Annotated in this window: 19 protein-coding genes; 8 read left to right on the plus strand and 11 right to left on the minus strand. The window is 71.3% G+C overall.

Going from position 1 to position 22,243, the window contains the following annotated elements; genetic code table 11:
- Window positions 1-31: 31 nt before the first annotated feature.
- From DV20_RS18315 to rfbH, 3 genes are read right to left on the minus strand one after another with little or no spacing between them, the layout of a single operon-like run.
- Window positions 32-1,243 (minus strand): cytochrome P450, encoded by a 1,212-nt coding sequence (locus DV20_RS18315; RefSeq protein ID WP_043781838.1) that lies wholly within the window; start codon window positions 1,241-1,243, stop codon window positions 32-34.
- Window positions 1,244-1,269: 26 nt separating this feature from the next.
- On the minus strand, window positions 1,270-2,535 hold the full coding sequence (locus tag DV20_RS18320) for a cytochrome P450 family protein (protein WP_043781841.1): 1,266 nt from the start codon (window positions 2,533-2,535) through the stop codon (window positions 1,270-1,272).
- A gap of 59 nt (window positions 2,536-2,594) precedes the next feature.
- Complete coding sequence (rfbH, locus tag DV20_RS18325) at window positions 2,595-3,902, minus strand: lipopolysaccharide biosynthesis protein RfbH (RefSeq protein WP_043781843.1); 1,308 nt, start codon at window positions 3,900-3,902, stop codon at window positions 2,595-2,597.
- A gap of 137 nt (window positions 3,903-4,039) precedes the next feature.
- Between rfbH and DV20_RS18330 the strand changes: the two genes are divergently transcribed.
- Window positions 4,040-5,251, plus strand: a complete 1,212-nt coding sequence (locus DV20_RS18330; RefSeq protein WP_235190876.1) for a glycosyltransferase — start codon at window positions 4,040-4,042, stop codon at window positions 5,249-5,251.
- 30 nt (window positions 5,252-5,281) lie between these two features.
- Window positions 5,282-5,905 carry a dTDP-4-dehydrorhamnose 3,5-epimerase family protein gene (locus DV20_RS18335; RefSeq protein ID WP_043781992.1) on the plus strand — a complete coding sequence of 208 codons (624 nt, stop codon included), beginning with the start codon at window positions 5,282-5,284 and terminating at the stop codon, window positions 5,903-5,905.
- A gap of 62 nt (window positions 5,906-5,967) precedes the next feature.
- On the opposite strand, the gene DV20_RS47005 is transcribed toward DV20_RS18335, so the two are convergent.
- The 3 genes from DV20_RS47005 to DV20_RS18350 form a co-directional block, all read right to left on the minus strand.
- Entirely contained in the window at window positions 5,968-6,099 is a 132-nt protein-coding gene (locus DV20_RS47005) for a hypothetical protein (protein WP_268747430.1), read from the minus strand.
- A 392-nt stretch (window positions 6,100-6,491) separates the two neighbouring features.
- The gene (locus DV20_RS18345; protein ID WP_167344384.1) at window positions 6,492-7,790 is read right to left on the minus strand and encodes a class-III pyridoxal-phosphate-dependent aminotransferase; all 1,299 of its coding nucleotides are present in this window, start codon (window positions 7,788-7,790) and stop codon (window positions 6,492-6,494) included.
- Window positions 7,791-7,814: 24 nt separating this feature from the next.
- Complete coding sequence (locus tag DV20_RS18350) at window positions 7,815-8,807, minus strand: Gfo/Idh/MocA family protein (protein WP_043781846.1); 993 nt, start codon at window positions 8,805-8,807, stop codon at window positions 7,815-7,817.
- 167 nt (window positions 8,808-8,974) lie between these two features.
- On the opposite strand from DV20_RS18350, the gene DV20_RS18355 reads away from it, so the two are divergent.
- Window positions 8,975-10,396 carry an NDP-hexose 2,3-dehydratase family protein gene (locus tag DV20_RS18355; RefSeq protein ID WP_043781848.1) on the plus strand — a complete coding sequence of 474 codons (1,422 nt, stop codon included), beginning with the start codon at window positions 8,975-8,977 and terminating at the stop codon, window positions 10,394-10,396.
- Window positions 10,397-10,451: 55 nt separating this feature from the next.
- Here the strand turns inward: DV20_RS18355 and mhpA are convergent, their stop codons facing one another.
- The 4 genes from mhpA to DV20_RS18375 are packed head-to-tail and all read right to left on the minus strand — an operon-like array spanning window position 10,452 to window position 15,230.
- On the minus strand, window positions 10,452-11,954 hold the full coding sequence (mhpA, locus tag DV20_RS18360; RefSeq protein WP_043781851.1) for a bifunctional 3-(3-hydroxy-phenyl)propionate/3-hydroxycinnamic acid hydroxylase MhpA: 1,503 nt from the start codon (window positions 11,952-11,954) through the stop codon (window positions 10,452-10,454).
- Between the two features lie 7 nt (window positions 11,955-11,961).
- Entirely contained in the window at window positions 11,962-13,164 is a 1,203-nt protein-coding gene (locus tag DV20_RS18365; RefSeq protein WP_043781853.1) for a phthiocerol/phthiodiolone dimycocerosyl transferase family protein, read from the minus strand.
- Entirely contained in the window at window positions 13,161-13,934 is a 774-nt protein-coding gene (locus DV20_RS18370) for a thioesterase II family protein (RefSeq protein WP_043781854.1), read from the minus strand. The genes DV20_RS18365 and DV20_RS18370 overlap by 4 nt, the downstream gene beginning before the upstream one ends.
- Window positions 13,935-13,955: 21 nt before the next feature.
- Window positions 13,956-15,230, minus strand: coding sequence for a cytochrome P450 family protein (locus DV20_RS18375; protein ID WP_084093545.1), 1,275 nt, complete (start codon window positions 15,228-15,230; stop codon window positions 13,956-13,958).
- Window positions 15,231-15,456: 226 nt separating this feature from the next.
- Between DV20_RS18375 and DV20_RS18380 the strand changes: the two genes are divergently transcribed.
- Genes DV20_RS18380 through DV20_RS18390 form a run of 3 tightly spaced genes read left to right on the plus strand, consistent with a single transcriptional unit; the run spans window position 15,457 to window position 17,890 of the window.
- Window positions 15,457-16,275 (plus strand): 27-O-demethylrifamycin SV methyltransferase, encoded by an 819-nt coding sequence (locus tag DV20_RS18380; RefSeq protein WP_043781859.1) that lies wholly within the window; start codon window positions 15,457-15,459, stop codon window positions 16,273-16,275.
- 14 nt (window positions 16,276-16,289) lie between these two features.
- Window positions 16,290-16,982 carry a thiamine pyrophosphate-dependent enzyme gene (locus DV20_RS18385; RefSeq protein WP_043781862.1) on the plus strand — a complete coding sequence of 231 codons (693 nt, stop codon included), beginning with the start codon at window positions 16,290-16,292 and terminating at the stop codon, window positions 16,980-16,982.
- Window positions 16,979-17,890 carry a transketolase family protein gene (locus DV20_RS18390; RefSeq protein WP_084093546.1) on the plus strand — a complete coding sequence of 304 codons (912 nt, stop codon included), beginning with the start codon at window positions 16,979-16,981 and terminating at the stop codon, window positions 17,888-17,890. Before DV20_RS18385 ends, DV20_RS18390 begins: the two co-directional genes overlap by 4 nt.
- Window positions 17,891-18,119: 229 nt before the next feature.
- On the opposite strand, the gene DV20_RS18395 is transcribed toward DV20_RS18390, so the two are convergent.
- A complete protein-coding gene (locus DV20_RS18395) occupies window positions 18,120-19,382 on the minus strand; it encodes a cytochrome P450 (RefSeq protein WP_043781865.1) in 1,263 nt (420 codons plus the stop codon).
- A gap of 187 nt (window positions 19,383-19,569) precedes the next feature.
- Between DV20_RS18395 and DV20_RS18400 the strand changes: the two genes are divergently transcribed.
- Both DV20_RS18400 and DV20_RS18405 read left to right on the plus strand, forming a co-directional pair.
- A complete protein-coding gene (locus DV20_RS18400; protein ID WP_043781867.1) occupies window positions 19,570-20,025 on the plus strand; it encodes a type II 3-dehydroquinate dehydratase in 456 nt (151 codons plus the stop codon).
- 622 nt (window positions 20,026-20,647) lie between these two features.
- Window positions 20,648-21,868: a helix-turn-helix transcriptional regulator gene (locus tag DV20_RS18405; protein WP_043781869.1), complete on the plus strand. Its 1,221-nt coding sequence runs from the start codon at window positions 20,648-20,650 to the stop codon at window positions 21,866-21,868.
- Window positions 21,869-22,243 lie beyond the last annotated feature (375 nt).

A 22,243-nucleotide genomic window follows, 5' to 3' on the forward strand; every position in this document is an offset into this window, starting at 1 on the left:
AAACCGGCCGGCCGAAGCGGAACACGACGCGCTACCAGGTGACGGGCAGCTCGGCCAGTCCCTGGAACGCGTCCCCCGGCTTGACCCGGACTTCGTCGGCCGGGACAGCCAGGCGCAGTCCCGGCAGCCGGTCGATCAGCCGCCGGAAAGCGATTTCCATGATGGCGCGCGCGTGGTTCATCCCCGCGCACTGGTGCGTCCCGAACCCGTAGGTCAGGTGGTCGCGGAACGCCGGGCGGTGCCAGTCGAGCGTGTCGCCGTCGTCGTAGGCTTCCTCGTCCCGGTTGATGAGCGAGAACAGGAAGAACACGCCGTCGCCCTTGCGGATGGTGGTGTCCGCGTCGACCTCGATGTCGTCCGCGGCCACCCGCTGCAGGCCGTCGGGGACGACCACGAACCGGGTCAGCTCGTCCACCGCGGCGGGCATCAGCGACGGGTCCGCCCGCAGCTCGGCCAGCTTCTCCGGGTGCTGCAGGAGCGTGAAGGCACCCAGCCCGATCGAGCTCGACGTCGTGTCGTGCCCGGTCACCAGCACGATGAGGAACATCTGCAGGATTTCCTCGTGGTCGATGTCGCTCGACGGGTCGCGCTCGGCCAGCAGGTCCTGGAGGAAGCCCTCTTCACCGGGGTTCTGCTGGGCCTTGTCGATGAGCTTGGTCAGGTAGGCCATCAGCTCGTCGTAGGCCCCACCGGCGTCCGGACCGAAGAGGATCTGGTGGGCCTTCTTCTCGAAGTAGTCCTGGTCCTCGTGCGGAATGCCCAGCAGGTCGCACAACGCCATCAGCGGCACCGGCGAAGCGAACTTCTTGAGCAGGTCCGCGGGAGCGCCTTCGGCGATCATCTCGTCGATCCGCCGGTCGACGATCGCCTGGATCTTCGGCCGCAGGGAGTCGATCCGCTTGACCGTGAAGCCCGCCTGCACCAGCTTCCGCCGCGCCCGGTGGGCCGGGCCGTCGACGCCCACCAGCGCGGTGAGCAGCTTGATGACCTTCTGCTGCACGTCGGTGAACTCGACGGCCGCGGCCGCGCTGACCATCGGCCACGCGGGGTTGGTCCGGTCGCTGGAGATGCGCGGGTCGAGCAGGAGCTTCCGGGCCAGCTCGTGCCCGGTGACGGCCCAGGCCTTGCGGCCGTCGTACAGGGTGACCTCGGCGATCGGGCGCCGGTCGGCGAGCGGCTCGTAGCCCGGGGCCGGCCGGTACGGGCAGGTGCGGTCCTGCGGGAAGGCGACGGTCTCGGTCAAGGGGAATCTCCTCCGACGAAGGGACGTCAGGACGCCGGGGCGACGAGCCGCACCGGGAGGTCCTTGGTCCGGGTGAAGCCGGGCCGCAGGATCCACGGGATCTCCTCGCGCGGCACCGCGAGCGTCATGTCCGGGAACCGCGTGTACAGCCCGCGCAGCGCCACCTCCGCCTCCAGGTAGGCGACGTGCTGGCCGAGGCAGCGGTGGATGCCCTTGCCGAAGCCGAGGTGGCTCTCGCTGCCGACGGCGAGCCGGTCGATCTTCAGCTTCTCCGGCTCGGGGAACTTCCGCGGGTCGCTGTTGGCGGCCATGATCAGCGGCACGACCGGCATGCCGCGCGGGATCACCGTGCCGCCGACCTCGATGTCCTCGGTGGCGAACCGCGGCTGCCCGAACTGGATGGGGCCCAGGCGCTGCAGCTCGCGCACGGCCTGCGGCCACAGCGTCGGGTCCGCCTTCAGCCGGGCGAGCTGGTCCGGGTGCTCGTGCAGGGCCAGCACCGAGTTGCCGATCAGGTAGGTCGTGGTCTGGTGCCCGGCGGTGACCAGGCTGAACAGGATGCCGACCAGTTCGTCGTCGGTGGCGATGCCGGGGTTCTTCGCCTGCGCCTCGACGAGCGCGGTGACCATGTCGTCCTTCGGCTCGGCACGCCGCCGCTCGATCATGCCGCGGGCCGCGATGAGCGTCTTGCGCACCTCCTCCGGGAGCCGCTTGCCGTCGAGCGTCGCCATCGCGTCGCTCCACGCGCGCCACTGCGGGCGGTCTTCGGGGTCGACGCCGACCAGCTCGCAGATCACCGTGACCGGAAGCGGGTAGCAGTAGGCCTCGACGAGGTCGATCGGCGTGCCGTCGCCGCCCTCGGCCTCGAGCTTGTCGAGCAGCTCGGAGGTGAGCTCCTCGACGCGGGGGCGGAACTTGCCGACCCGGTGCGCGGTGAGCGCGTAGGAGACGAGCTTGCGCAGCCGGGCGTGCTCCTCGCCGTCGGAGGCGTTGATGAGGTTCTTCAGCCAGGGGATGAGCTCCTCCGGCATGTCCAGGTGCCGGAAGACGCCGTTGCGGATGTCCTCGGCGGGGGAGTCGGCCAGCGGGTTGCACTGGAACCGCTGGTCCATCAGGACCTGGCGGACGTCCTCGTAGCGGGCGGCCAGGTACATCGGCGGCCCGCCCATGAAGCCGCCGATCTGCAGCGTCGGTGCCTCGCGGACCGCCGCGTGCGCTCCCCACGGGTCGGCGACCACTTCCGGTGAGAACAGGTCGACCGGTCCGGCCGAAGTCTCGGCAGTGGTGGTCATGGGCCCTTCCTTTCGTGTTGGATCCGGCAACGCGAAGTCCTATTTGGACACACGCGCGGTCAGTGCGTGGCGACGAACTCCTTGAGCGTGCCGATCACGTACTCGATCATCTCCGTGGTGATCCCCGGGTAGACGCCGATCCAGAACGTCCGCTCGGTGACGATGTCGCTGTTGGTCAGCGGGCCGGCGATGCGCTGCGGCTTGCCGATGTAGGCCGGGTGCCGGGTGAGGTTGCCGGCGAACAGCCGCCGGGTGCGGATGTTGCGCGCCTCGAGGTAGTCGACGACCTCCGGGACGGCGAAGCCCGCGTCCGGTTCCACCGTGATGATGAACCCGAACCAGCTCGGGTCGCTGCCCGGTGTCGCCTCCGGCAGGATCAGCCCGGGCAGGCCGTCGAGGCCTTCGCGCAGCTGGCGCCAGTTGCGCTTGCGGGCCTCGATGAAGTCCGGCAGCTTGGCCAGCTGGCTCAGCCCGAGCGCGGCGTGGATGTCGGTGCTCTTGAGGTTGTAGCCGACCTCGGAGAAGACGTACTTGTGGTCGTAGGCCTCCGGCAGCGTGCCGAGGTGCAGGTCGAACCGCTTCAGGCAGCGGTCGTCCTCACCGGGCTCGCACCAGCAGTCGCGGCCCCAGTCGCGGAACGACTTCGCCAGCTTGGCCAGCTTGATGTCCGACGACAGCAGCATGCCGCCCTCGCCCATGGTCAGGTGGTGGGCGGGGTAGAACGACACCGTGGAGAACCGGCCGAACGTGCCGGTGAGCTGCCCGTTGTACGTCGAGCCGACGGCGTCGCAGTTGTCCTCGATGAGGTGGAGGTCGTGGCGCTTCGCGATTTCGGCGACTTCGGCGACGGGGAAGGGATTTCCCAGCGTGTGCGCGATCATGATGGCCCGCGTGCGCGGGGAGATCGCCGCTTCGACGCGGTCGGCCGTCGTGTTGTACGTGCCGAGCTCGATGTCGACGAACACCGGGATCATGCCGTTCTGCAGGATCGGGTTCACCGTGGTCGGGAAGCCGGCGGCGACCGTGACGACCTCGTCGCCCGGCTTGAGCCGCTCGTCGCCGAGCGTCGGCGACGTCAGCGTGCTCAGCGCCAGCAGGTTCGCCGACGAGCCGGAGTTCGTCAGCACCGCCTTGCGCCGCTTGAGCTTCCGGGCGAAGGCCGACTCGAACTTCGTCGCGATCGTGCCGGAGGCGATGCGCAGGTCGAGCGCGGCGGCCACCAGCGCTTCGCGGTCGGCGGCGTCCAGCACCGCACCGGACGACAGGATCGGCGTCCGCCCCGGGATGAACGGCGCCGGCCCGGGGGACTGGGCGTCGTGGTAGTCGCGAACCTGCGCCAGCAGGTCCGATCGGGCTGAGTCGACCATGTCGGATCGATCCCCTGCTCCTCGAGTGCGGATGGCGGACCTAACGCTTGTGTCACGCTAGAAGTGCGGGAGGAAGGGGACATCCCTCAACGTGGTAGGCCGCCGCGGGCAGCCGGCGGAGACTACCCGCGTTGGTGATGGCCAGGGGCGGCGTCGTGGGCAAGCTGGAGCCGACCAAGAGCCACCCCTGGGAGGACGATCTCGTGAAGGTTCTTATTCTCGCCGGGGTCGCCCCGTCGACGGTGTTCAGCCACGTCCCGCTCGCGAACGCCCTGCGCAACGCCGGGCACCAGGTGATGACCACGGCGTCGGTCGACGAGATGGCCGACACGATCGCCGGCGTCGGGCTGTCCGCGGTGCGGACCACCGCGCCGGGCGTCACCCCGCGGCAGGTCATCGCCGAGAGCGGCCTGACGCACGTGCCGGAGGTCCCCGAGGAACGCGAGATCATGGCGGGCCGCTGGTACGCGCACATGGAGTACGTGACCCTCGACGCGCTGCTGGCGTTCAGCGAGGACTGGCGCCCGGACGTCATCATCAGCGGTGTCACCTCCTACGCCGGCCCGCTGCTGGCCGCCCACCTCGGTGTGCCGTACGTGCGCCACGCCTGGGACATCCACAGCCCGCGGCTGATGGACCAGGGCGCCGAAGACCAGCTGCGCGACCAGCTGAAGGAGCTCGGCCTCGACGGCCTGCCCGAGCCCGCGATGCGGATCGAGATCGCGCCGCCGCGCCTGCTGCCCGAAGACCTCGAAGGCGCCCAGATGATGCGGTGGATCCCGGGCAACTCGCAGTCGGTGCTGGAACCGTGGATGTACAAGAAGGGCGCGGGCACCCGGATCGGCGTCACCATCGGCACCGGCGTCGCGAACTACAACCAGTACGACTTCCTGCAGGGCGTCGTCGAGCAGATCGCCACGCTGGACGCCGAAGTCGTCGTCGCCGTGACCGAGGACGCCGCGCCGAAACTGCGCGAGCGGCTGGGGAACGTGCGCGCGGGCTGGATCCCGCTGGACGTCGTCGCGCCCACCTGTGACGTCCTGGTGCACCAGACCGGCGGCAGCACCATGATGACCGGCCTGAGCTTCGGCGTGCCCCAGGTGCTGCTGCCCGACCCCAACCTGCACCGCGCCAACGCCATGGCGCGCCGGCTCGCCGAGACCGGGGCCGCGGTCGTGCTGTCGCCGGAGGAGGCCACGAGCGAGGTCATCGCGAAGACCTGCCGCGAGCTGGTCGCCGATCCGGGCTACGCGGCAGCCGCGGCGGGACTGGCGAAGGAGATCGCCGCCCTGCCGTCGCCCAACGAGGTCGCGCTGCGGATCGAGCGGCTCGTCCCGGAAGTGTCCTGATCGGACATGGGCAGCGTCAGCACCCGCAGCATGACCGTGCGGCCCCTCGGCATCGACGGCGCCCACCTCGTCTCGTCCAGGTCCTTCGGCGACGAGCGCGGTGACTTCTTCGAGGTCTACCGCGAAGACGTGCTGACCGAGGCGCTCGGCTACCGGCCCCGGTTCCTGCAGGCCAACGTCTCCACGTCGGGCCGCAACGTCGTCCGCGGCGTGCACGGGGCGGCGACCCCGCCCGGGCTCGCGAAGTTCGTGACCTGCCTGCGGGGTTCGCTGCTCGACTTCGTCGTCGACGTGCGGACGGGCTCGCCGACGTTCGGTGAGTGGGACATGATCGTCCTCAACGCCCACGGCGGCACCGCGGTGTACGTGGAGGAGGGCCTCGGCCACGCGTTCGTGGCCCTGGAGGACGACACGTGCGTCCAGTACCTGCTGTCCGACCTCTACCGGCCGGCGGAGGTGCTCACCGTGCAGCCCCTGGACCCCGAGATCGGCCTGCCCCTGAACCTGCCCGGGGAGCCGATCCTGTCCGAGCGTGACGCGGCCGCGCCGACGTTGCGCGAAGCCGGCGACCTGGGCCTGCTGCCGCGGTACGAGGAGTGCCTCGCCCTGCGGGCCACCCGCGTGCGGCTGACCGAGGCGGCCGCCGCTTCCTGAACCGACGACCGGAGGAAGGCCCGTGACCGGGCGGGTTCCAGGGGTCGTTCCAACACGTGTGATCAACTGGCTTCGGTCAGGAGTTCGGCCAAGCGCTCGGCTGGGGTGTCCCAGCCGAGCGTTTTGCGTGGCCGGCGGTGGAGTTGCGCGGCGACGGCGGTGAGCACCAGCGCCCGCAATTGCGGGTTCGCCACGAGTTTGCCGGTCTTGGGGCGGGGCGGCGGGATTCGGCGCGGTCCTGGGCGGCGTGCGGCCGGTAGTCACCTGAGCCGGGATGGGCGTTGCGGCGCACTTCCCGGCTCGTGGTCGACACGTCGCGGCCCAGTTCGGCGGCGATGGACCGCAGCGAGCGGCCCTCGCGCCGCAGATCCGCGATCACGATCCGTTCCTCCGCCGAGAGAACCGGTCCGAAACCGGCACCGGCCGGGCGGGAGGCCGTCGATCAGCCTCCCGCCCGGCCTTGGCCTGGCTCGGTCGTCCGTTCCGCCCCTGAGGCGACCGGTCCTCACGGATCCCGAAGATCGCGACCCCTGGACAAGTCAGGTGTTGCAACACCACTAGAACCCAAGCGGTCCCGGGCCTTCCTTCACGCGATCTGTTCGAGCGAGGTGCGCAGTGTTTCGCCGAGGAAGTCCAGGTCGCCGTCCGTCGCGTTCAGGGGCGGGGCCACCAGCAGGCCCTCGCCCGTGCGGTCCGGGCGGAAACCGACGTACGGGTACAGCAGCAGGCCGCGGCTCCGCGTGATCCGCATGACGTCGCCGACGGTCCCGGGCGCCAGCTCGATCCCGTAGAAGTAGCCGAGCCCGCGCACGTCCTTCACCACCGACTGGCCGCGGACCGCGTCGGCCACCAGCCGTCCGACGGCCGCGCCGCGCACCTCGTCGCGGTCGAGGGCGCCGAGGTCCTCCAGCACCGACAGCACCGCCAGCCCGGCCCGGCCCTGCAACGGCGTCGCCGACATCGTGCCCATCAGCGGCAGCCACTTGCCGCTCGCCAGGATGTCCTCGGCCAGGTTCGGTGAGATCATCGTGGCGGCCAGCGGGACGTACCCCGCGCCCAGGCCCTTCGACAGCGTGACGATGTCGGCCGCCGAGCCCGGGGTGTGGTGGGAGGCCAGCGGGAGCCCGCAGCGGCCCAGCCCGGTCAGGACCTCGTCGTGGATGACCAGGACGCCGAACTCGTCGCAGACCTCGCGCAGCGCCCGCAGGTATCCCGCCGGCGGTACATAACCGCCGCCGGTCGTGCCGTTGACCGGCTCCATCAGGACCGCGGCGACCGTCTCCGGACCGGCCGCGACGATCGCGTCGCGCACCGCCCGCACGCACTCGGCGCGGCAGGCGGGGAACGGGCAGCCGAGGTGCTGGTCGGGGTAGGGCGGGTTGAACGCGGGGGCGAGGCCGAAGCTGTCGTCCGCGTGCGGCCGCCGGGACCGGTGGCCCGACAGGGCGAGCACGAACGCGCTGTTGCCGTGGTAGCCGAGCGACGAGGTCAGGATCTTGTGCCGGCCCTCTTCGCCGCGGGCGCGCTGGACCAGCCGGGCCAGCGCGATGGCGGATTCCGTCGCGTGCGTGCCGGTCGGGGTGAACATGACCCGGTCGTCCGGCCGGTGCACCGCCCGCGCGGTGGCCGCGGCCAGCTGCTCCATCAGGTCCGGCGCGAACGTGCCCGGGCTGGCGTAGGTGCAGATCCCGACCTGGTCCCGCAGCGCCTCGACCACCGTGGGGTGGGCGTGGCCGATGTTCACGTTGACGATCCCGCTCGCGCCGTCGAGGTAGCGCGTGCCGTCGGCGGCGTACACCCACGAACCGGCGGCGTGGCTGTAGGGGATCGGGGGGATCTGCAGCCGGGCCGCCAGCAGCTGGGACGGCGCTTTCTGCGCGGTCATCGTCACGATCTGTTCCTCCTGGCCTCAGCCCACCGGCTCGGTGGCGTGGTCGACGTAGAGCCTCGCTTTGGTGCGGATGTCGTCGACGAGCACGGCCTGCCGGGCCACGTCGTCGTTGTCGGGCAGCCGTCCCGAGCGGACGGCGGCCGCGAAGGCGGTGAGCGTGTTCGCCACCTGATCGTCGGGCGGCAGCGGGATCTCGTCGACGCCCGAACGCCGTTCCAGGCGCACCACCGGGATGTGGTCGGCGGGTGGCGTGAACGCGTGGTCGAGGACGATCCGCCCCGCACTGCCCCAAAGCTCGTAACCGGACCGGTACCCGTGGTCGATCCCGAAGGTCGCGGACGCGCCGACGCCGTCGCCGGTGCACAGCAGCGCCTGCCCGGCGGAGTCGACGGGGTGACCGTGGCGCCGGGTGAGCACCGCCGACACGACGTCGACTTCGCCGCCCAGGAACGACATCGCCGCGCGCACCGGGTACACACCGGTGTCCAGCAGCGCGCCGCCGCCGAGTTCGGCGCGGTGGCGGATGTCTTCGGGCGGGCGGGCCGGCACGGCGAACGCGGCGTGGAACGCGCGCAGCTCGCCGATGGCGCCGTCTTCGAGGAGGTCCCGCACCGCCATGTGCTGGCTGTGGTGGAGGAACATGACGTTCTCCATCAGCACGAGCCCGGCCGACCGCGCCGCCGCGATCAGCCCGCGGGTCCGCGACACGCTGGTGGTCAAGGGTTTCTCGGCGAGCACGTGTTTGCCGGCGGCCAGCGCGTGCTCGATCCAGCCGGCGTGCGCGGCGTTCGGCAGCGGGATGTAGACGGCTTCGACGTCGTCGAGGTCCAGCAGCGCCGCATAGCCTTCGACCGCGCGGCAGCCGTAGCCGCGCGCGATTTCCGCGGCCTTGCCGGCGTTCCGGCTGGCGATCGCCGCGATTTCCGTCCGGGGCAGGGCGGCCATGGCGGGGAGCATCTTCCGGAGGGCGATGCTCGCGCATCCCATGATCCCGATGCGCAGTGGGGCCACAGGATCTCCTTCGCGGACGCACGGTTTCTCCGTCCCGCCACGTTAGGACGATCGCGTCCGGCCGGGCATCCCCCGTCCTGATAGCGAGGCGGCCGCCCTATCAGGTCGGGGGATGCCCGCCACGCCGAGCCCGGCTTAGGCTCGCCCCAGCCGAGGAAGGGAGTGACGTGGTCCACAGCGCGATACACGAAGACACGGCGCGGGACGGCCGCTCCGACGCCGTGGCCGACGACGCGGTCATGTCCATGGCGGACTTCCATTCTTGGTTCAACGCGCGGGCCCGCGTAAACAGCTTCCAGGTCGACCGGATCCCGTTCGCGGACCTGTCCGGCTGGGACTTCGAGCCCGACACCGGCAACCTGGTGCACGCCAGCGGCCGGTTCTTCTCGGTCGAGGGCCTGCGCGTCCGAACCGACCGGCCCTGGGTGGGCGAGTGGGCCCAGCCGATCATCGTGCAGCCGGAGATCGGCGTGCTCGGCATCCTCGTCAAGCGGTTCGACGGTGTCCCGCACTGCCTGATGCAGGCGAAGATGGAGCCGGGCAACATCAACGGCCTCCAGATCTCGCCGACCGTGCAGGCCACCCGCAGCAACTACATGAAGGTGCACGGCGGCGCGGCCACGAAGTACCTGGAGTACTTCCGGCCCGGTTCCCGCGGCCGCGTGCTGTTCGACGGGCTGCAGTCCGAGCAGGGTTCGTGGTTCCTGCACAAGCGCAACCGCAACATCGTCGTCGAGACCGACGACGACGTCGCGCTGGACGAAGACTTCTGCTGGCTGACGCTCGACCAGATCCGGCGCCTGCTGCGGCTGGACCACATGGTGAACATGGACTCCCGGACCGTCCTCGCGTGCGTCCCGCCCGCCTTGGCGCGGCCGGACGACCGGACCGACGGCGACGGCTCGTTCGTCGAGGCGGTCCACCGTTCGCTGTCCGGCCGCGGCCGGTCCGTGCACGACCCGGGCCACATCCTCAGCTGGCTCACCGAGGTGCGCGCCCGCCAGGAGCTGGTGCAGCGCCGCGTGCCGCTCAAGGAGATCGCCGAGGACGGCTGGCGGCTCGGCCACGACGTCATCGACCACCGGGACGGCAAGTACTTCGACGTCGTCGCGGTGGCCGTGGAAGCCAGCAACCGCGAGGTCACCGCGTGGACCCAGCCGCTGGTGGCGCCCCGGCAGTCCGGCCTGCTCGCGTTGCTGGTCAAGCGGATCGGCGGCACGCTGCACGCGCTGGTGCAGGCCCGCAGCGACGCGGGCACGCTCAACATCGCCGAGCTGACCGCGACCGTGCACTGCCAGCCCGGCAACTACGCCGACGCGCCGGCGGAGTACCGCCCGCCGTACCTCGACTACGCACTGGCCGCGCCGACCGGCCGCGTGCGGCTCGACGTCGTGCATTCCGAGGAAGGCGGCCGGTTCTACCACGCGCAGAACCGCTACCTGGTGATCGAGGTCGAGGACGGCTTCGCCCCCGACCCCGACGACCGCTTCCTCTGGACGACGCTGAGCCAGCTGATGTCCCTGCTGTCCCACAGCAACTACCTGACGGTGGAACTGCGCAGCCTGATGGCCGGCATGCGCAGCTTCTGAGTGCGGTACGAGAAAGGCCGGTCCCGCGGGACCGGCCTTTTCCGTCGCGCCCGGATCAGCCGGTCGGCACCGCGGCGCGCAGCCGGTCGCGCAGGGCGCCGGCCAGGGCGTCGAGCCCGCCCGGGCCGGCGGTGCCGAAGACGTGGTAATCCGGGCGCACCAGCACCGAAGCCGCGCCGAAGCGCGCCAGGAACGGGCGGTAGACGTCGTCGACGTCCAGCTCGCTGTCCAGCCGGACGACGTGGGTGCCGAGCTCGGCGAGGAAACCCGGGTCCGGCGACTCGGTGGTCAGCAGCACGAAACCCCGGCCGACGACGTCGTCGAAGGGCCCGGTGGCGTCACCCACCCGCACCCGGCCCTGCGGCACGACCACGCCCGCGCCCGGGCTTTCGTGCCGCAGCCCGCCGGTGAGCGGTTTCGCCGGCTCCGGACGGCCCGCCGGCTTGCCGCGCCGGTTGGCCAGCACGGTGGCGTCCCGCTCGGCGGCGGCCGCCGGGTCCGTCACGCAGATCACCCGGCCCAGCTGGACCGACGCCAGGATGGCCTCGCGAGCCTGCTCGCGGCGCTCGTCCCCGTAACTGTCCAAAAGAGACTCGGAAGCCAGGCCGCGGAGCGTGAGGTCCAGCTTCCACGCCAGGTTCGTGACGTCGCGGACGCCGGAGCACATGCCCTGCCCGGCGAAGGGCGGCATGAGGTGCGCGGCGTCGCCGGCGAGCAGGACGTGCCCCACCCGCCACCGGTCGGCCCACCGGGCCTGGAAGATGTAGGTGGTGCTGCGCGGCAAAGTGGCGGTCTCGGGAGTGACGCCGAAGGGTGCCATCAACCGCCACGCCGTCTTGTCCTTGTTGAGCTCGGCCGCGCTTTCGCCCGGCAGGCGCATGAACTCCCAGCGACGGCGGCCGGGGCCGCTGCCGACCAGTGTCGTGGGCCGGGCCGGGTCGCAGATCTGCACGTTGGTCGGGACGAACTCGCGCGGCTCGTTCAGCTGGACGTCGCAGAGCAGCCACTCGTACGAGAAGCCGAGGTCGGTCACCGGCACGTCGAGGTGCTCGCGCACGAAGCTGTTGGCGCCGTCGCAGCCCACGACCCACTTCGCCGAGAGCGTCCGCGGAACGTCGTCGGAGTCGGTGGCGGTCACCTGGACGTGCTCGCTGTCGGCGATGGCCACGACCTCGTGCCCGCGCAGCACGGTGATCCCCGGCAGTTCCTCCACCCGGGCCGCGATGAGCTCTTCGAGCGCGGGCTGGTGCATGGTGCTGGCGTCCGGCCAGCCGTACGGTCCTTCGGTGGTGAAGGCGATGTCCAGCAGCGTCTGCCCGTCGGCGGTCTGCCACTGGTAGCCGTTGGCGGGCGCGGTGATCCGCCCGAGGTCCGGGCCGATCCCGGTGGCGGCCAGCAGCCGGGCGGTCTCGCCGTCGAAGCTCGTCGCCCGCGGCAGCTTGTACGGCCGGGGCCGGCGCTCGAGCACAGTCACCCGCCAGCCGCGTTGGGCCAGCAGCACCGACAGGGTGGCGCCGATCGGGCCGTTGCCGACGATGACGACGTCCGTGTCCGTCACGGGAACCTCACAGGTCACGAGTCAGGCGGGCCAGCCGTTCGCGCAGGGACTCGACGCGCTGCGGCACCGACGGATCGCCCTCGGGCCAGCCCAGGTCGAGGCCGATCCGGCCGCCGAAGCCGCTCAGCACGTAGCCGCCGAGCGCGATGGTCTCCCGCATCCGGGACGCCGAGTGCAGGTTGGTCAGCCGCAGGCCGTCCGGGGTGCGCAGCGGCGGGGCGACACCCCAGTTCATGATGCTGACCACGGCGAGCGCGAGCTTCGGGTCCCACGGCTTCGCCGCGGCGGGCCTGCTGAACATGTCCAGGATGCTGCGCTGCACCGAGCCGTCGGCCAGCCCGGCCCGCAGCTGCTCGCCGACGGCCCGGCCGATCGCGACGGCGTCGTGCGCGATCCCGTCCGTCACCGTGAAGCCGACGCCGCCGAGCACGTTCGTGCCCTCGGTCGCGCCGACCGGGGGAGTCAGGCGGTCGCGCAGGTTCACCGAGTACCGGTAGACGAGGTCGGTCAGCGGCAGGTCGCGCAGTTCGGCCTCGGCGAGCAGGACCGCACCCGACACCAGGCCGTTGATCGTCACCTTCTCGCGGTGCCCGAGGTTCGCCAGCGCCGTCGTCTCGGCCTCGCTCAGCCGGAGCTGGACCACGGGGCGGACGACGGGATCCGGCCGGTCGGCCGGTGCCGGTGCCGGTGGCGCCGTCGCCGGGCCGCTCCCGTGGATGCCGCGCTCGGCCAGCAGGTCTTCCAGCGACCGCGGGTACGGGTGCCGGCCCAGGTCGAGCGGCACGCCCTCGACGACGTCGGTGTAGCCGGCCCACAGCGCCGAGAGGAGCGCCATGGCGTGGTGGGCGTCGGCGACGCTGTGCTGGATCGCCAGGCAGACGGCGGCTTCGTCGCCGTCGCGGACGACGTTGAGCGCGCTCAGCGACCGGCTCTGGTCGAGGTCCAGCCCGGCCAGGGGCCGGGACGGGTCGCCGTCGGCGAACCGGATCTCCGGCGTCGCGTCGGACTCGGTGAGCACGGCGCCTTCGTCGGTGAACTCCACCCGGGCCGAGAGCTGGGGGTAGGCCCGGCAGACCGCTTCGAACGCCGTGGTCAGCGCGTCCGGGTCGAGCCGGCCCTCGGCACGCACGGTGTACCCGATGTAGGCCTCTTTGGCGGCGTGGATGCTCTCGCTGGGCGCCAGCGCCCGCCGGACCGCGGCTCGCGTCACGAGTTGCCTCCCGTGGCCAGCGCGACGCCGGCCAGCTTGCCGGTGATCGTCGCGATCATCGGGGCGGCCTGGTCGACCAGGAAGAAGTGCCCGCCCGGCAGCACCCGCAGGTCGGTGGGCCCGGTGGTGTGGTCGGTCCAGGCACGGGCCTCCTCGATCGACACCCGCGGATCGCGGTCGCCGGTGAACACCGTGACCGGGCAGTCCAGCCGCCGTCCGGGTTCGTGCCGGTAGGTCCCGACCGCGCGGTAGTCGGCGCGGATCGCGGGCAGGATCATGGCCAGCAGCTCGGGGTCGGCGAGCATGGCCGCGTCGGAGCCGCCCAGCTTCCGCAGTTCGGCGACGAGCCGCTCGTCCGACACCCCGCGCACGTCGTCGTCGCGGTAGCGCGAGGGCGCCCGCCGCCCGGACGCGAACAGGTGCACCGGCGCGGGCCGCCCGCCTTCGGTCATCCGCAACGCCAGTTCGTAGCCGATGATCGCGCCCATGCTGTGCCCGAACAGCGCCAGCGGCCGGTCGTCGAGCGGGCGCAGCACTTCCCGCAGCCGGTTCGCCAGCCCGCCGATGCTGTCGACGGGGGGCTCGTGCCGCCGGTCCTGGCGGCCCGGGTACTGGACCGCCAGCACCTCCACCGCGGGGGCGAGGGCCTTGGCGAGCGGGAAGAAGAAACTGGCCGAGCCGCCGGCGTGGGGCAGGCACACGAGCCGGGCTCGCGCGTCCGGTGCCCGCTCAAAACGGCGTAGCCACTTTTCGGCGTCTGGTCGGTGCACGGCGGGGGCTGCCTTTCGGAGCTAAGCGAGCTTGAGGGGGAGCGTCTTGGTCCGGGTGAACGCCGGCCGCAGGATCCACGGGATCTCCTCGCGCGGCACGGCCAGTGCCAGGTCCGGGAACCGGGTGAACAGCCCGTGCAGCGCGACCTCGGCCTCCTGGTAGGCGAGGTGCTGGCCCAGGCAGCGGTGGATGCCCTTGCCGAAGGACAGGTGCATCTCGTTGGCGACGGACAGCCGGTCGACGATCAGCTTGTCCGGCTCGGCGAACTTGCGCGGGTCGGTGTTGGCGGCCAGCAGCAGCGGCGCGACCGGCGTCCCCCGCGGGATCGTGACCCCGCCCAGCTCGACGTCCTCCGACGGGAAACGCGCCTGCGTGAACTGGAGCGGTCCCAGGCGCTGCAGCTCGCGCACGGCCTGGGCCCACAGCGCCGGCTCGGCCTTCAGCCGGGCCAGCTGGTCGGGGTGCTCCAGCAGGAAGAGCACCGAGTTCCCGATCAGGTACGTCGTCGTCTGGTGCCCGGCCGTGACGAGGCTGAACAGGATCCCGACGATCTCGTCGTCGGACACCCGGGCCGGGTCCTCGGCCTGGGCCTGCACGAGCGCGGTGACCAGGTCGTCCTTCGGCTCGACGCGCCGTCGCGCCATCAGCTCGCGCGAGAGGGCGATGCACGTGCGCAGGGCGGGCGGGATGCTGGGGCCGTCCATTGTCGCCATCGCGTTGCCCCAGGCGTGCCAGGCCGCACGGTCGGCTTCGTCGATGCCGACCAGCTCGCAGATGACCGTGACCGGCAGCGGGAAGCAGAACTCCTCGACGATGTCGACCGGCGACCCGTCCTTGCCCTGCTCCGCCATCTTGTCGAGCAGGTCCTCGGTGATCTTCTCGACGCGCGGGCGCAGCGCGTTGACGCGGCGCGCGGTCAGCGCGTACGAGACCAGCTTGCGCAGCCGCGTGTGGTCCTCGCCGTCGGCGGTGTTGAGCTTGTTGGCCATCCACGGGATGAGGTCTTCGGGGAAGTTCATCGCCTTGAAGACGCCGTCGCGGATGTCGGCCAGCGGCGAGTCCGCCGGCGGGTTGGTGAGGAACCGCGGGTCGGTGAGGACGGTGAGCACGTCCTCGTAGCGGGTGGCCAGCCACATGTCCGGCCCGCCCATCATGGTGCCGATGTTCAGCGTCCCGGTGTGCGGCAACGGCTCCTCGCGCAACCGCGCGTACCAGCCGAACGGGTCGGCGACCACTTCCGGTGAGAACAGGTCGACCGGCTCGGCCGAAGGCCTGGCGGTGGCGGTCATGGCCATCCCTTCCGTTCGCGTGGAGCGTGCCCGGTTCGGACGGTAGGGAAGGGCCGCCCGGCCGGGCATCCCCCAACCTGGCAGTGCTCACCTTCGGGTCCGATGTAGACGGTCGAAGCGCTATCAGAACGAGGGATGCCCGGTCGGGCGCGCCTGACTTAGTCTCCGGAAGACCTTGCAGGCCAGGCGTTGATCGTCACGCGGTCACGCGAAACGATGCTTAGGGGTACTGGTGACGAAGCCGACTCCGAACGAGATTGGTAAGGGCTACGACGCTTTCGCGGACCTGCTCGACCAGCTCTGGGGCGAAAATCTGCACCACGGCTACTGGGACGACCCGTCCGTGACGCTCGAAGAGGCCACCACCCGGCTGACCGACCGGCTGACCGGGATGCTGCCGCTGCACGCGGGCGACCGGCTGCTCGACATCGGCTGCGGCAACGGTGAGCCGGCGATCCGGATGGCGACCGCGAACGACGTCATGGTCACCGGCATCTCGATCAGCGAGAAGCAGGTGGAACGCGCGAACGACCGCGCGTACAAGGCCGACGTCGACGACCGGGTCGTCTTCGAGTACGCCGACGCGATGGAGCTGCCGTACGAGGACGGCTCGTTCGACGTGGTCTGGGCGCTGGAGTCCCTGCACCACATGCCGGACCGCTGGCACGTGATCCGCCAGGCGGCCCGCGTGCTGCGCCCGGGCGGGCGGCTGGCCCTCGGCGACTTCCTGCTCGTGCCGAGCCCCGCCGGACTGGAAGCCGACGCCGAGCGCGTCCGCGAAGTCGGCAAGGGCGTGGTGGCGGTCGTCTCGCTCGACGAGTACCAGGCCCACCTGCGCGAAGCCGGCCTCGAGCCCGAATCCGCCGAAGACGTCAGCCAGTACACCCGGCCGTCGTGGGCCAAGGCGGCGGAGCGGTTCGAGGAACTGCGGGAACAGGCCCTGCAGCACATCGAGGCCGCGCAGTTCGAGGTCACCCTCGGCCGGTTCCGCGCGTTCAGCGAGGAACCGTCGCTCGGGTACGTCCTGCTGACCGCGCGCAAGCCCGAGTGAGGAAGCCCGAAACCATGCAGATGACCGAAGAGAACCTCCGCGGCCTGTTCGGCCGGATGACGGGGGACGAAAAGCACGGCTGGGCCGCGGCATCGACGCTGCACGCGATCTGGGTGCTCTACGAACGCGTGCTCAACGTGTCGCCGTCGAACATCGACGACCCCGGCCGTGACCGGTTCTACCTTTCCAAGGGCCACGGCCCGATGGCCTACTACGCGGTGCTCGCCGCGAAGGGGTTCATGGCGCCGGAGACGCTGGACACCTGGCGGGAGTGGGGTTCGCCGCTCGGCATGCACCCGGACCGCACCCTGGCGCCCGGCGTTGAGATCAGCAGCGGCTCGCTCGGCCACGGGCTCCCGCTCGGCGTCGGCACCGCGCTCGGGCTGCGCGCCCAAGGCCGCGACGCCCGCGTGTTCGTCCTGATGGGCGACGGCGAGTTCGACGAAGGCAGCAACCACGAGACGATGGCGATCGCCGGACGGCTCGGGCTCGACCGCCTCACCGCGATCGTCATCGACAACAAGACGGCGAGCCTCGGCTGGCCGGGCGGCATCGCCGGGCGCTTCGAGCTGGAGGGCTGGGCCGCGACCACGGTCGACGGCCGCGACCACGACGCGCTGGAGAAGGCACTGACCGGGGAAACCGACGGGCGGCCGCGGGCCGTCGTCGCGGAGATCCTCCCGATCGAGGAAGGGGCCGGCGCATGACCGCCCAGGTGACCCGGAAGCAGATGCGGACCGTCTTCGCCGAGACGGTGATCGAGTCGCTGGCCGCGGACCCGCGGGTGGTCATGCTGACCGCCGACATCTCGTCGTGGTTCTTCTGGGAGGTGAAGAAGGACTTCCCGGACCGCGTGCACAACTTCGGCATCCGCGAGCAGGCGATGATCGACATCGCCGGCGGTTTCGCGCTGGCCGGCCAGCGGCCGGTGGTGCACACGTACGCGCCGTTCCTGATCGAGCGGCCGTTCGAGCAGCTCAAGATCGGCCTCGGCCACCAGGACGTCGGCGCGGTGCTGGTCAGCGTGGGCGCCTCCTACGACGACCCGTCGTGGGGCCGCACCCACCAGGCACCGGGCGACGTCGCCCTGCTGGACACGCTCCCGGGCTGGACGGTGTACGTCCCGGGCCACGAGGACGAGGTCGGCCCGCTGCTGAGCAAGGCGATCGCCGGCGACAACCGGGTGTACGTCCGGCTGTCCGAGCGCGCCAACAGCGAAGCGGTGCCGGTGTCGGACGGGTTCACGGTGCTGCGCCGCGGCGGCGCGGGCGTGGTGGTCGCGGTGGGGCCGGTGCTGGACCAGGTACTGGCCGCCACGGCGACGGCGGACGTGACGGTGCTGTACGCCTCGGCGATCCGCCCGTTCGACCACGCGGGCCTGCGCGCGGCGGTGACCGCGGCGGCCCCGAACGTCGTGCTGGTCGAGCCGTACCTGCGCGGCACGTCGGCGTTCGAGGTGACCGAAGCGCTGGGCGACGTCCCCCACCGCCTGCGCTCGTTCGGCACTTGGCGCGACCGCGAGGCCCGCGTCTACGGAACGGCCGAGGAACACGACCGCCTGTTCGGCGTGGACGCCGAGTCCCTGGCGGACTCGATCGCCCGCTTCGTCGCCTGACGACGCCCCCACCACCGGCTCCCCGCCGCACCGCATACCCCCAGGCAGTGCGGCGGGGAGCCGGTTTCCGTCGTGTCGCCCCTCCAATCACGCGTGTCGCCCTCCCAATCACGCGTGATGCCCCTCCAATCACGCGTGTCGCCCCTCTGGACACGGGTGATGCCCCTCCGGACACGCCAAGGCCCGGACCGCCGTCGACGGTCCGGGCCTTGGCCTTGTCTTCAGAGGCTTAGGGGGCGTCCCACTCGACCGGCAGCGAGTGCACGCCGTACGTCAGCATGTCGTTGCGCAGCGGGACCTCCTCGGGCGGCACGGCCAGCCGCAGGTTGGGCAGCCGGCGCAGCAGCTCGGCGTAGCCCGCCTGCATCTCCATCCGGGCCAGCTGCTGGCCGAGGCACTGGTGGACGCCGTGGCCGAAGGCCAGGTGCGGGCCGCGGGGGCGGGTCAGGTCGAGGTCCGGGTTCGGCCACTGCCGGGCGTCGCGGTTGGTCGCCACCACCGAGACCACCACTGTCGAGCCGGCCGGGATGTGCTGGCCGCCGAACTCCAGGTCCTCCTTGGCGAACCGGAAGATGCCCGGGTTCACCACGGACAGGTAGCGCAGCAGCTCCTCGACGGCGTCGGTGACGCGGGACGGGTCGTCCCGCAGCGTGGCGAGCTGGTCCGGGCGCTGCAGCAGCACGAAGATGCCCAGCCCCAGCATGCTCGCCGTGGTGTCGTAGCCGGCGATGAGCAGCAGGTTGGCGATGTTGATCAGCTCGTCGTCGGTGAGCGCGGGGTCGGCGCCGGCGTGGTGGATCAGGCCGGAGATGAGGTCGCCGGCCGGGTGCTCGCGCTTGTCGGTCACCAGCGCCTGCATGAACGCGCGCAGGGCGTCGGCGTTCTTCACCGCCTCCGCGACCGGCGCGTTCATCTGCAGCAGGGCCGCCGCGCGCTGCTGGAACCCCGCCCGGTCCTCGTACCGGACGCCGAGCAGCTCGCAGATCATCAGCGACGGCGCGGGGAACGCGAATTCGGTCATCAGGTCGGCGGTGGTCCCGCCGGCCAGCATGGCGTCCACCCGGCCGGCGACGATCTCGTCGATCCGGGCGCCGAGTTCGCGGATGCGGCGGACGGTGAACTGCCCGGTGAGCAGTTTCCGGTACCGGGTGTGCTCGGGCGGGTCCATGTTGATGAACGACCCGGCCCGCGCCTTGTCGTCCCGCAGGCGTTCCCGGAATTCGGGCGACAGTTCTTTGAACCGCGGGTGGTACTGGAACCGGTCGGAGGAAAAACGCGGGTCCGACAACACCGCGCGCGCTTCCTCGTACCCGGACACGAGCCAGAACGGATCGCCTGCGGCCAGTGTCGCCCGGGCGACGGGGCCTTGTTCGGCGACGGCCACCAAAGCGGGCGGCACGTGGAACGGGTCTTCGCGCCGGACGAACTCCGGGGGGAGCGGGGAGCGCAGCGATTCGTTGCTGGGCGTCTTTTCGGTCACGTTGGTCGTCACTGCGGAGGAACTCCATTCCCGGATCGCCGGACAAGCCTCGGCCGGAGCCTAAGTTCCCGGCGGCCGGGTGGGCATCCCCCGACCTGATAGGTCACCGGCCGCAACTATCAACGTGGGGGTTGGGCCCCCGCGGCCCGCGCCGACAGCATGAGGGGGTCCGGCCCCCTGCTGAGCGAGGTGTGTCCCGTTGCCCGAGGTCCTTCTGCTGAACGGTCCCAACCTGGGTGTGCTGGGCCGGCGCGAGCCGGAGATCTACGGCACCGACACGCTGGCCGACATCGAGAAAATGGTCGCCGAGGAGGTGCGTCCTCGTGGGTGGGACGTCGTGTCGGTCCAGCGTGACGGCGAAGGCGAGCTGGTCGGCGCGATCCACGAGCACCGCGGCCGCACGGTCGGCGCGATCGTGAACCCGGGTGCGCTGATGATCGCCGGCTGGAGCCTGCGCGACGCGCTGGCCAGCTACGAACCGCCGTGGATCGAGGTCCACCTGAGCAACGTGTGGGCGCGCGAACAGTTCCGGCACGAGTCGGTCATCGCCCCGCTGGCGAGCGGCGTGGTGGTCGGCCTCGGCGCCTTCGGTTACCGCCTGGCCGCGCGGGCGCTCCTGCACTTGTCCGCCGATTCGCCGAACGCGCTGAGCTGATCGCGCCAGCGCGCGCCGTGGCGCCGGAGCCGGACCGGCTCCGGCGTTTTCGTGTTCCCCCCGCGGTGACCAGGCCCGCGGCAATGGTTCAGTCCACCGTTACCGTGAACATCGGCCGACCGAACGGTTTGTTGACTACTAACCGTTCGGCCCGCTAGGCCATCGGGTTGATGAAGGCTGTGAACTGAGCGTGAATTCCGTTGCGCGACAAGGAATACCGAGGTCGACACGCTTTCGGGAGCAGTGTGATCGGGGTCACATGGGCGATGACGAAGGGTCGTGCCGAAGCTACTGTGGGCCAAGCAAGCTGTTAATTTCTGACGTAGCAACCTGGGGAGGTTGGGGTGGCGCGCCCCCATGCGCTTTCTGGGGTGCCGCCACACGCTGACTGAACATTCCGCGCCCGCCCGAAAACTTTTTCGACGCGGTGCGCTTCAAAGTGGGGGGGACGGCCCTTATGGGGCGCGCCGTTCACGCTCGGTGCCGGAGAACAATTCCGTTCGAGCGCGGCGCGCCGCCATCGATTCCGCTTCGTCTATGCCTGGGGGATAGCCGATCGATGTTGGACGTACCCAACTTGCAAATGCCACAGAATCCGTTCTTCGGATTCGGTGATGATTTGATGCAGCGGTCCTGCGACACCGCTGGTTTCCTCCGCCGCTCCGCTTCGTCGTGGTTCAACGGCCGGCTCGACGCCGGGTTGCACTGCGCCAAGGAAGCGGCGACGGGCAACCGCCGGGAATCCGACGAACTGAGCCAGCTGGCTCAGTTCTGGTACGTCGGGTTGCTGATCAAGGCCCGTGACCTCGACGCGGGCCGCCGGGTGCTCGAGTCGGCGGAGGCGGCCGCGGACCGGGGCGGGGCAGCCTCCGACCGCATGACCGCCGTCGCGCACAACGTCCGGGGCAGCCTGTTGTTCGCCATGGGCAGCGTCGACGACGCGATGGACGAGATCAGCACGGGCCTGCGCATCGCCGAGCGGTGTGGCGACCGGTCGCTGCGGCCGCCCAGTTACGTGGTGCTCGCGCTGGGCGCGCTCCGGCGCGCGGACATGCGGGCGTGCCGCCACTTCGTCGACAAGCTGTCGGACGAAGCCCTGCTCGGGTACTTCGGGCAGGCGCCGGGAGCGTGGGTGGCCGCGCAGGCGGTGGAGGCCCGCAGCGGCGTGGAGAGCGCGGCGAGCCTCATCGCCGGCATCGTCACGAACCCGGTGGTGCTGAGACAGCTGCTGGTGTCCGAACCGGCGGCAGCGTCCTGGCTGGTCCGCGCGTGCGCCAAGCTGGACGCGCCCGACCTGGCGAAGGCCGCGGTGGAAGAGTCGGCGGCCCTGGTCGCCGAGCAGCCGGAGTTCAGTGTCATCCGCGGATCGGCCCTGCACGCGGCGGGCCTGCTGGAGCAGGACGCGGCCAAGCTCCACGAAGCGGCCGACATCCACCCCGACCGGTGGTGCGCGGCCTCGGCACGCGAGGACCTGGCGAGCCTGCTGGCCGTCCGCTGCTCCGAGCGTGACCGGACGATCCGGATCCTCGAGTCGGTCTTGGACACGTACGCGGCGGTGAGCGCCACCCGCGACTCGGCCCGGGTGGTGAACAAGCTCCGCGAGTACGGCGTCCGCCGCGGCACGACCCGGACGGTCGAGTGCGAAGGAACCGTGCCACACGGGCTGACGAACACGGAGTTCGCGGTGGCGGAGCTGGTGAGCCAGGGCCACACGAACAACGAGGTGGGCAGACAGCTGTTCATCTCCCGGCACACGGTGGCGTTCCACCTGAAGAAGGTGTTCCAGAAGATGAACCTCACCTCGAGGGTCGAGCTGGCGGCGGCGTGGAAGGTGTTCTCGTAGGGCGGTGAAGGCGGACTGGTGATCGCCGGGCGGTGGGGTGCCGTGCCGATCGGTGACCGGGACGCCGGGAGTGAGTAGTAAGAGGTGTGTTCGCGCCGCAGTGGAGGGCGGCGCGGCCCTGAGAGGTCCGGCGGACGCGGCCGGCTGCCCCGGGTGCCGGGGGCGGTGGGTGCGCCACGGCCGGCAGATCGAGTCGCCGGGGGAGGAGGCCCGTCCACCCGCGGCGACGGCGGCCCGCTGGGCTGCCTCGGTTGGCGTGGCTGCCGGTGCGCCTGGCCGCCTCGGCTGGCGTGGCCGCTGAGGAGTCCCGGCCGCGGGTGTGCCCCGGCGCCCGGTGAGCCCTGGCCGCCGGTGAGCCCTGGCCGCCGGTGAGCC

This window comes from Amycolatopsis rifamycinica, assembly GCF_000695625.1.
Lineage (GTDB): Bacteria > Actinomycetota > Actinomycetes > Mycobacteriales > Pseudonocardiaceae > Amycolatopsis > Amycolatopsis rifamycinica.

Excerpts from the sequence above, each read along its gene's own strand:
- DV20_RS18320 (WP_043781841.1), bottom strand. The coding sequence starts at position 2,535 with ATGACCACCACTGCCGAGACTTCGGCCGGACCGGTCGACCTGTTCTCA.
- rfbH (WP_043781843.1), bottom strand. The coding sequence starts at position 3,902 with ATGGTCGACTCAGCCCGATCGGACCTGCTGGCGCAGGTTCGCGACTAC.
- DV20_RS18330 (WP_235190876.1), top strand. The coding sequence starts at position 4,040 with ATGGCCAGGGGCGGCGTCGTGGGCAAGCTGGAGCCGACCAAGAGCCAC.
- DV20_RS18335 (WP_043781992.1), top strand. The coding sequence starts at position 5,282 with ATGACCGTGCGGCCCCTCGGCATCGACGGCGCCCACCTCGTCTCGTCC.
- DV20_RS18345 (WP_167344384.1), bottom strand. The coding sequence starts at position 7,790 with ATGACCGCGCAGAAAGCGCCGTCCCAGCTGCTGGCGGCCCGGCTGCAG.
- DV20_RS18375 (WP_084093545.1), bottom strand. The coding sequence starts at position 15,230 with ATGGCCATGACCGCCACCGCCAGGCCTTCGGCCGAGCCGGTCGACCTG.
- DV20_RS18385 (WP_043781862.1), top strand. The coding sequence starts at position 16,290 with ATGCAGATGACCGAAGAGAACCTCCGCGGCCTGTTCGGCCGGATGACG.
- DV20_RS18390 (WP_084093546.1), top strand. The coding sequence starts at position 16,979 with ATGACCGCCCAGGTGACCCGGAAGCAGATGCGGACCGTCTTCGCCGAG.
- DV20_RS18405 (WP_043781869.1), top strand. The coding sequence starts at position 20,648 with ATGCAGCGGTCCTGCGACACCGCTGGTTTCCTCCGCCGCTCCGCTTCG.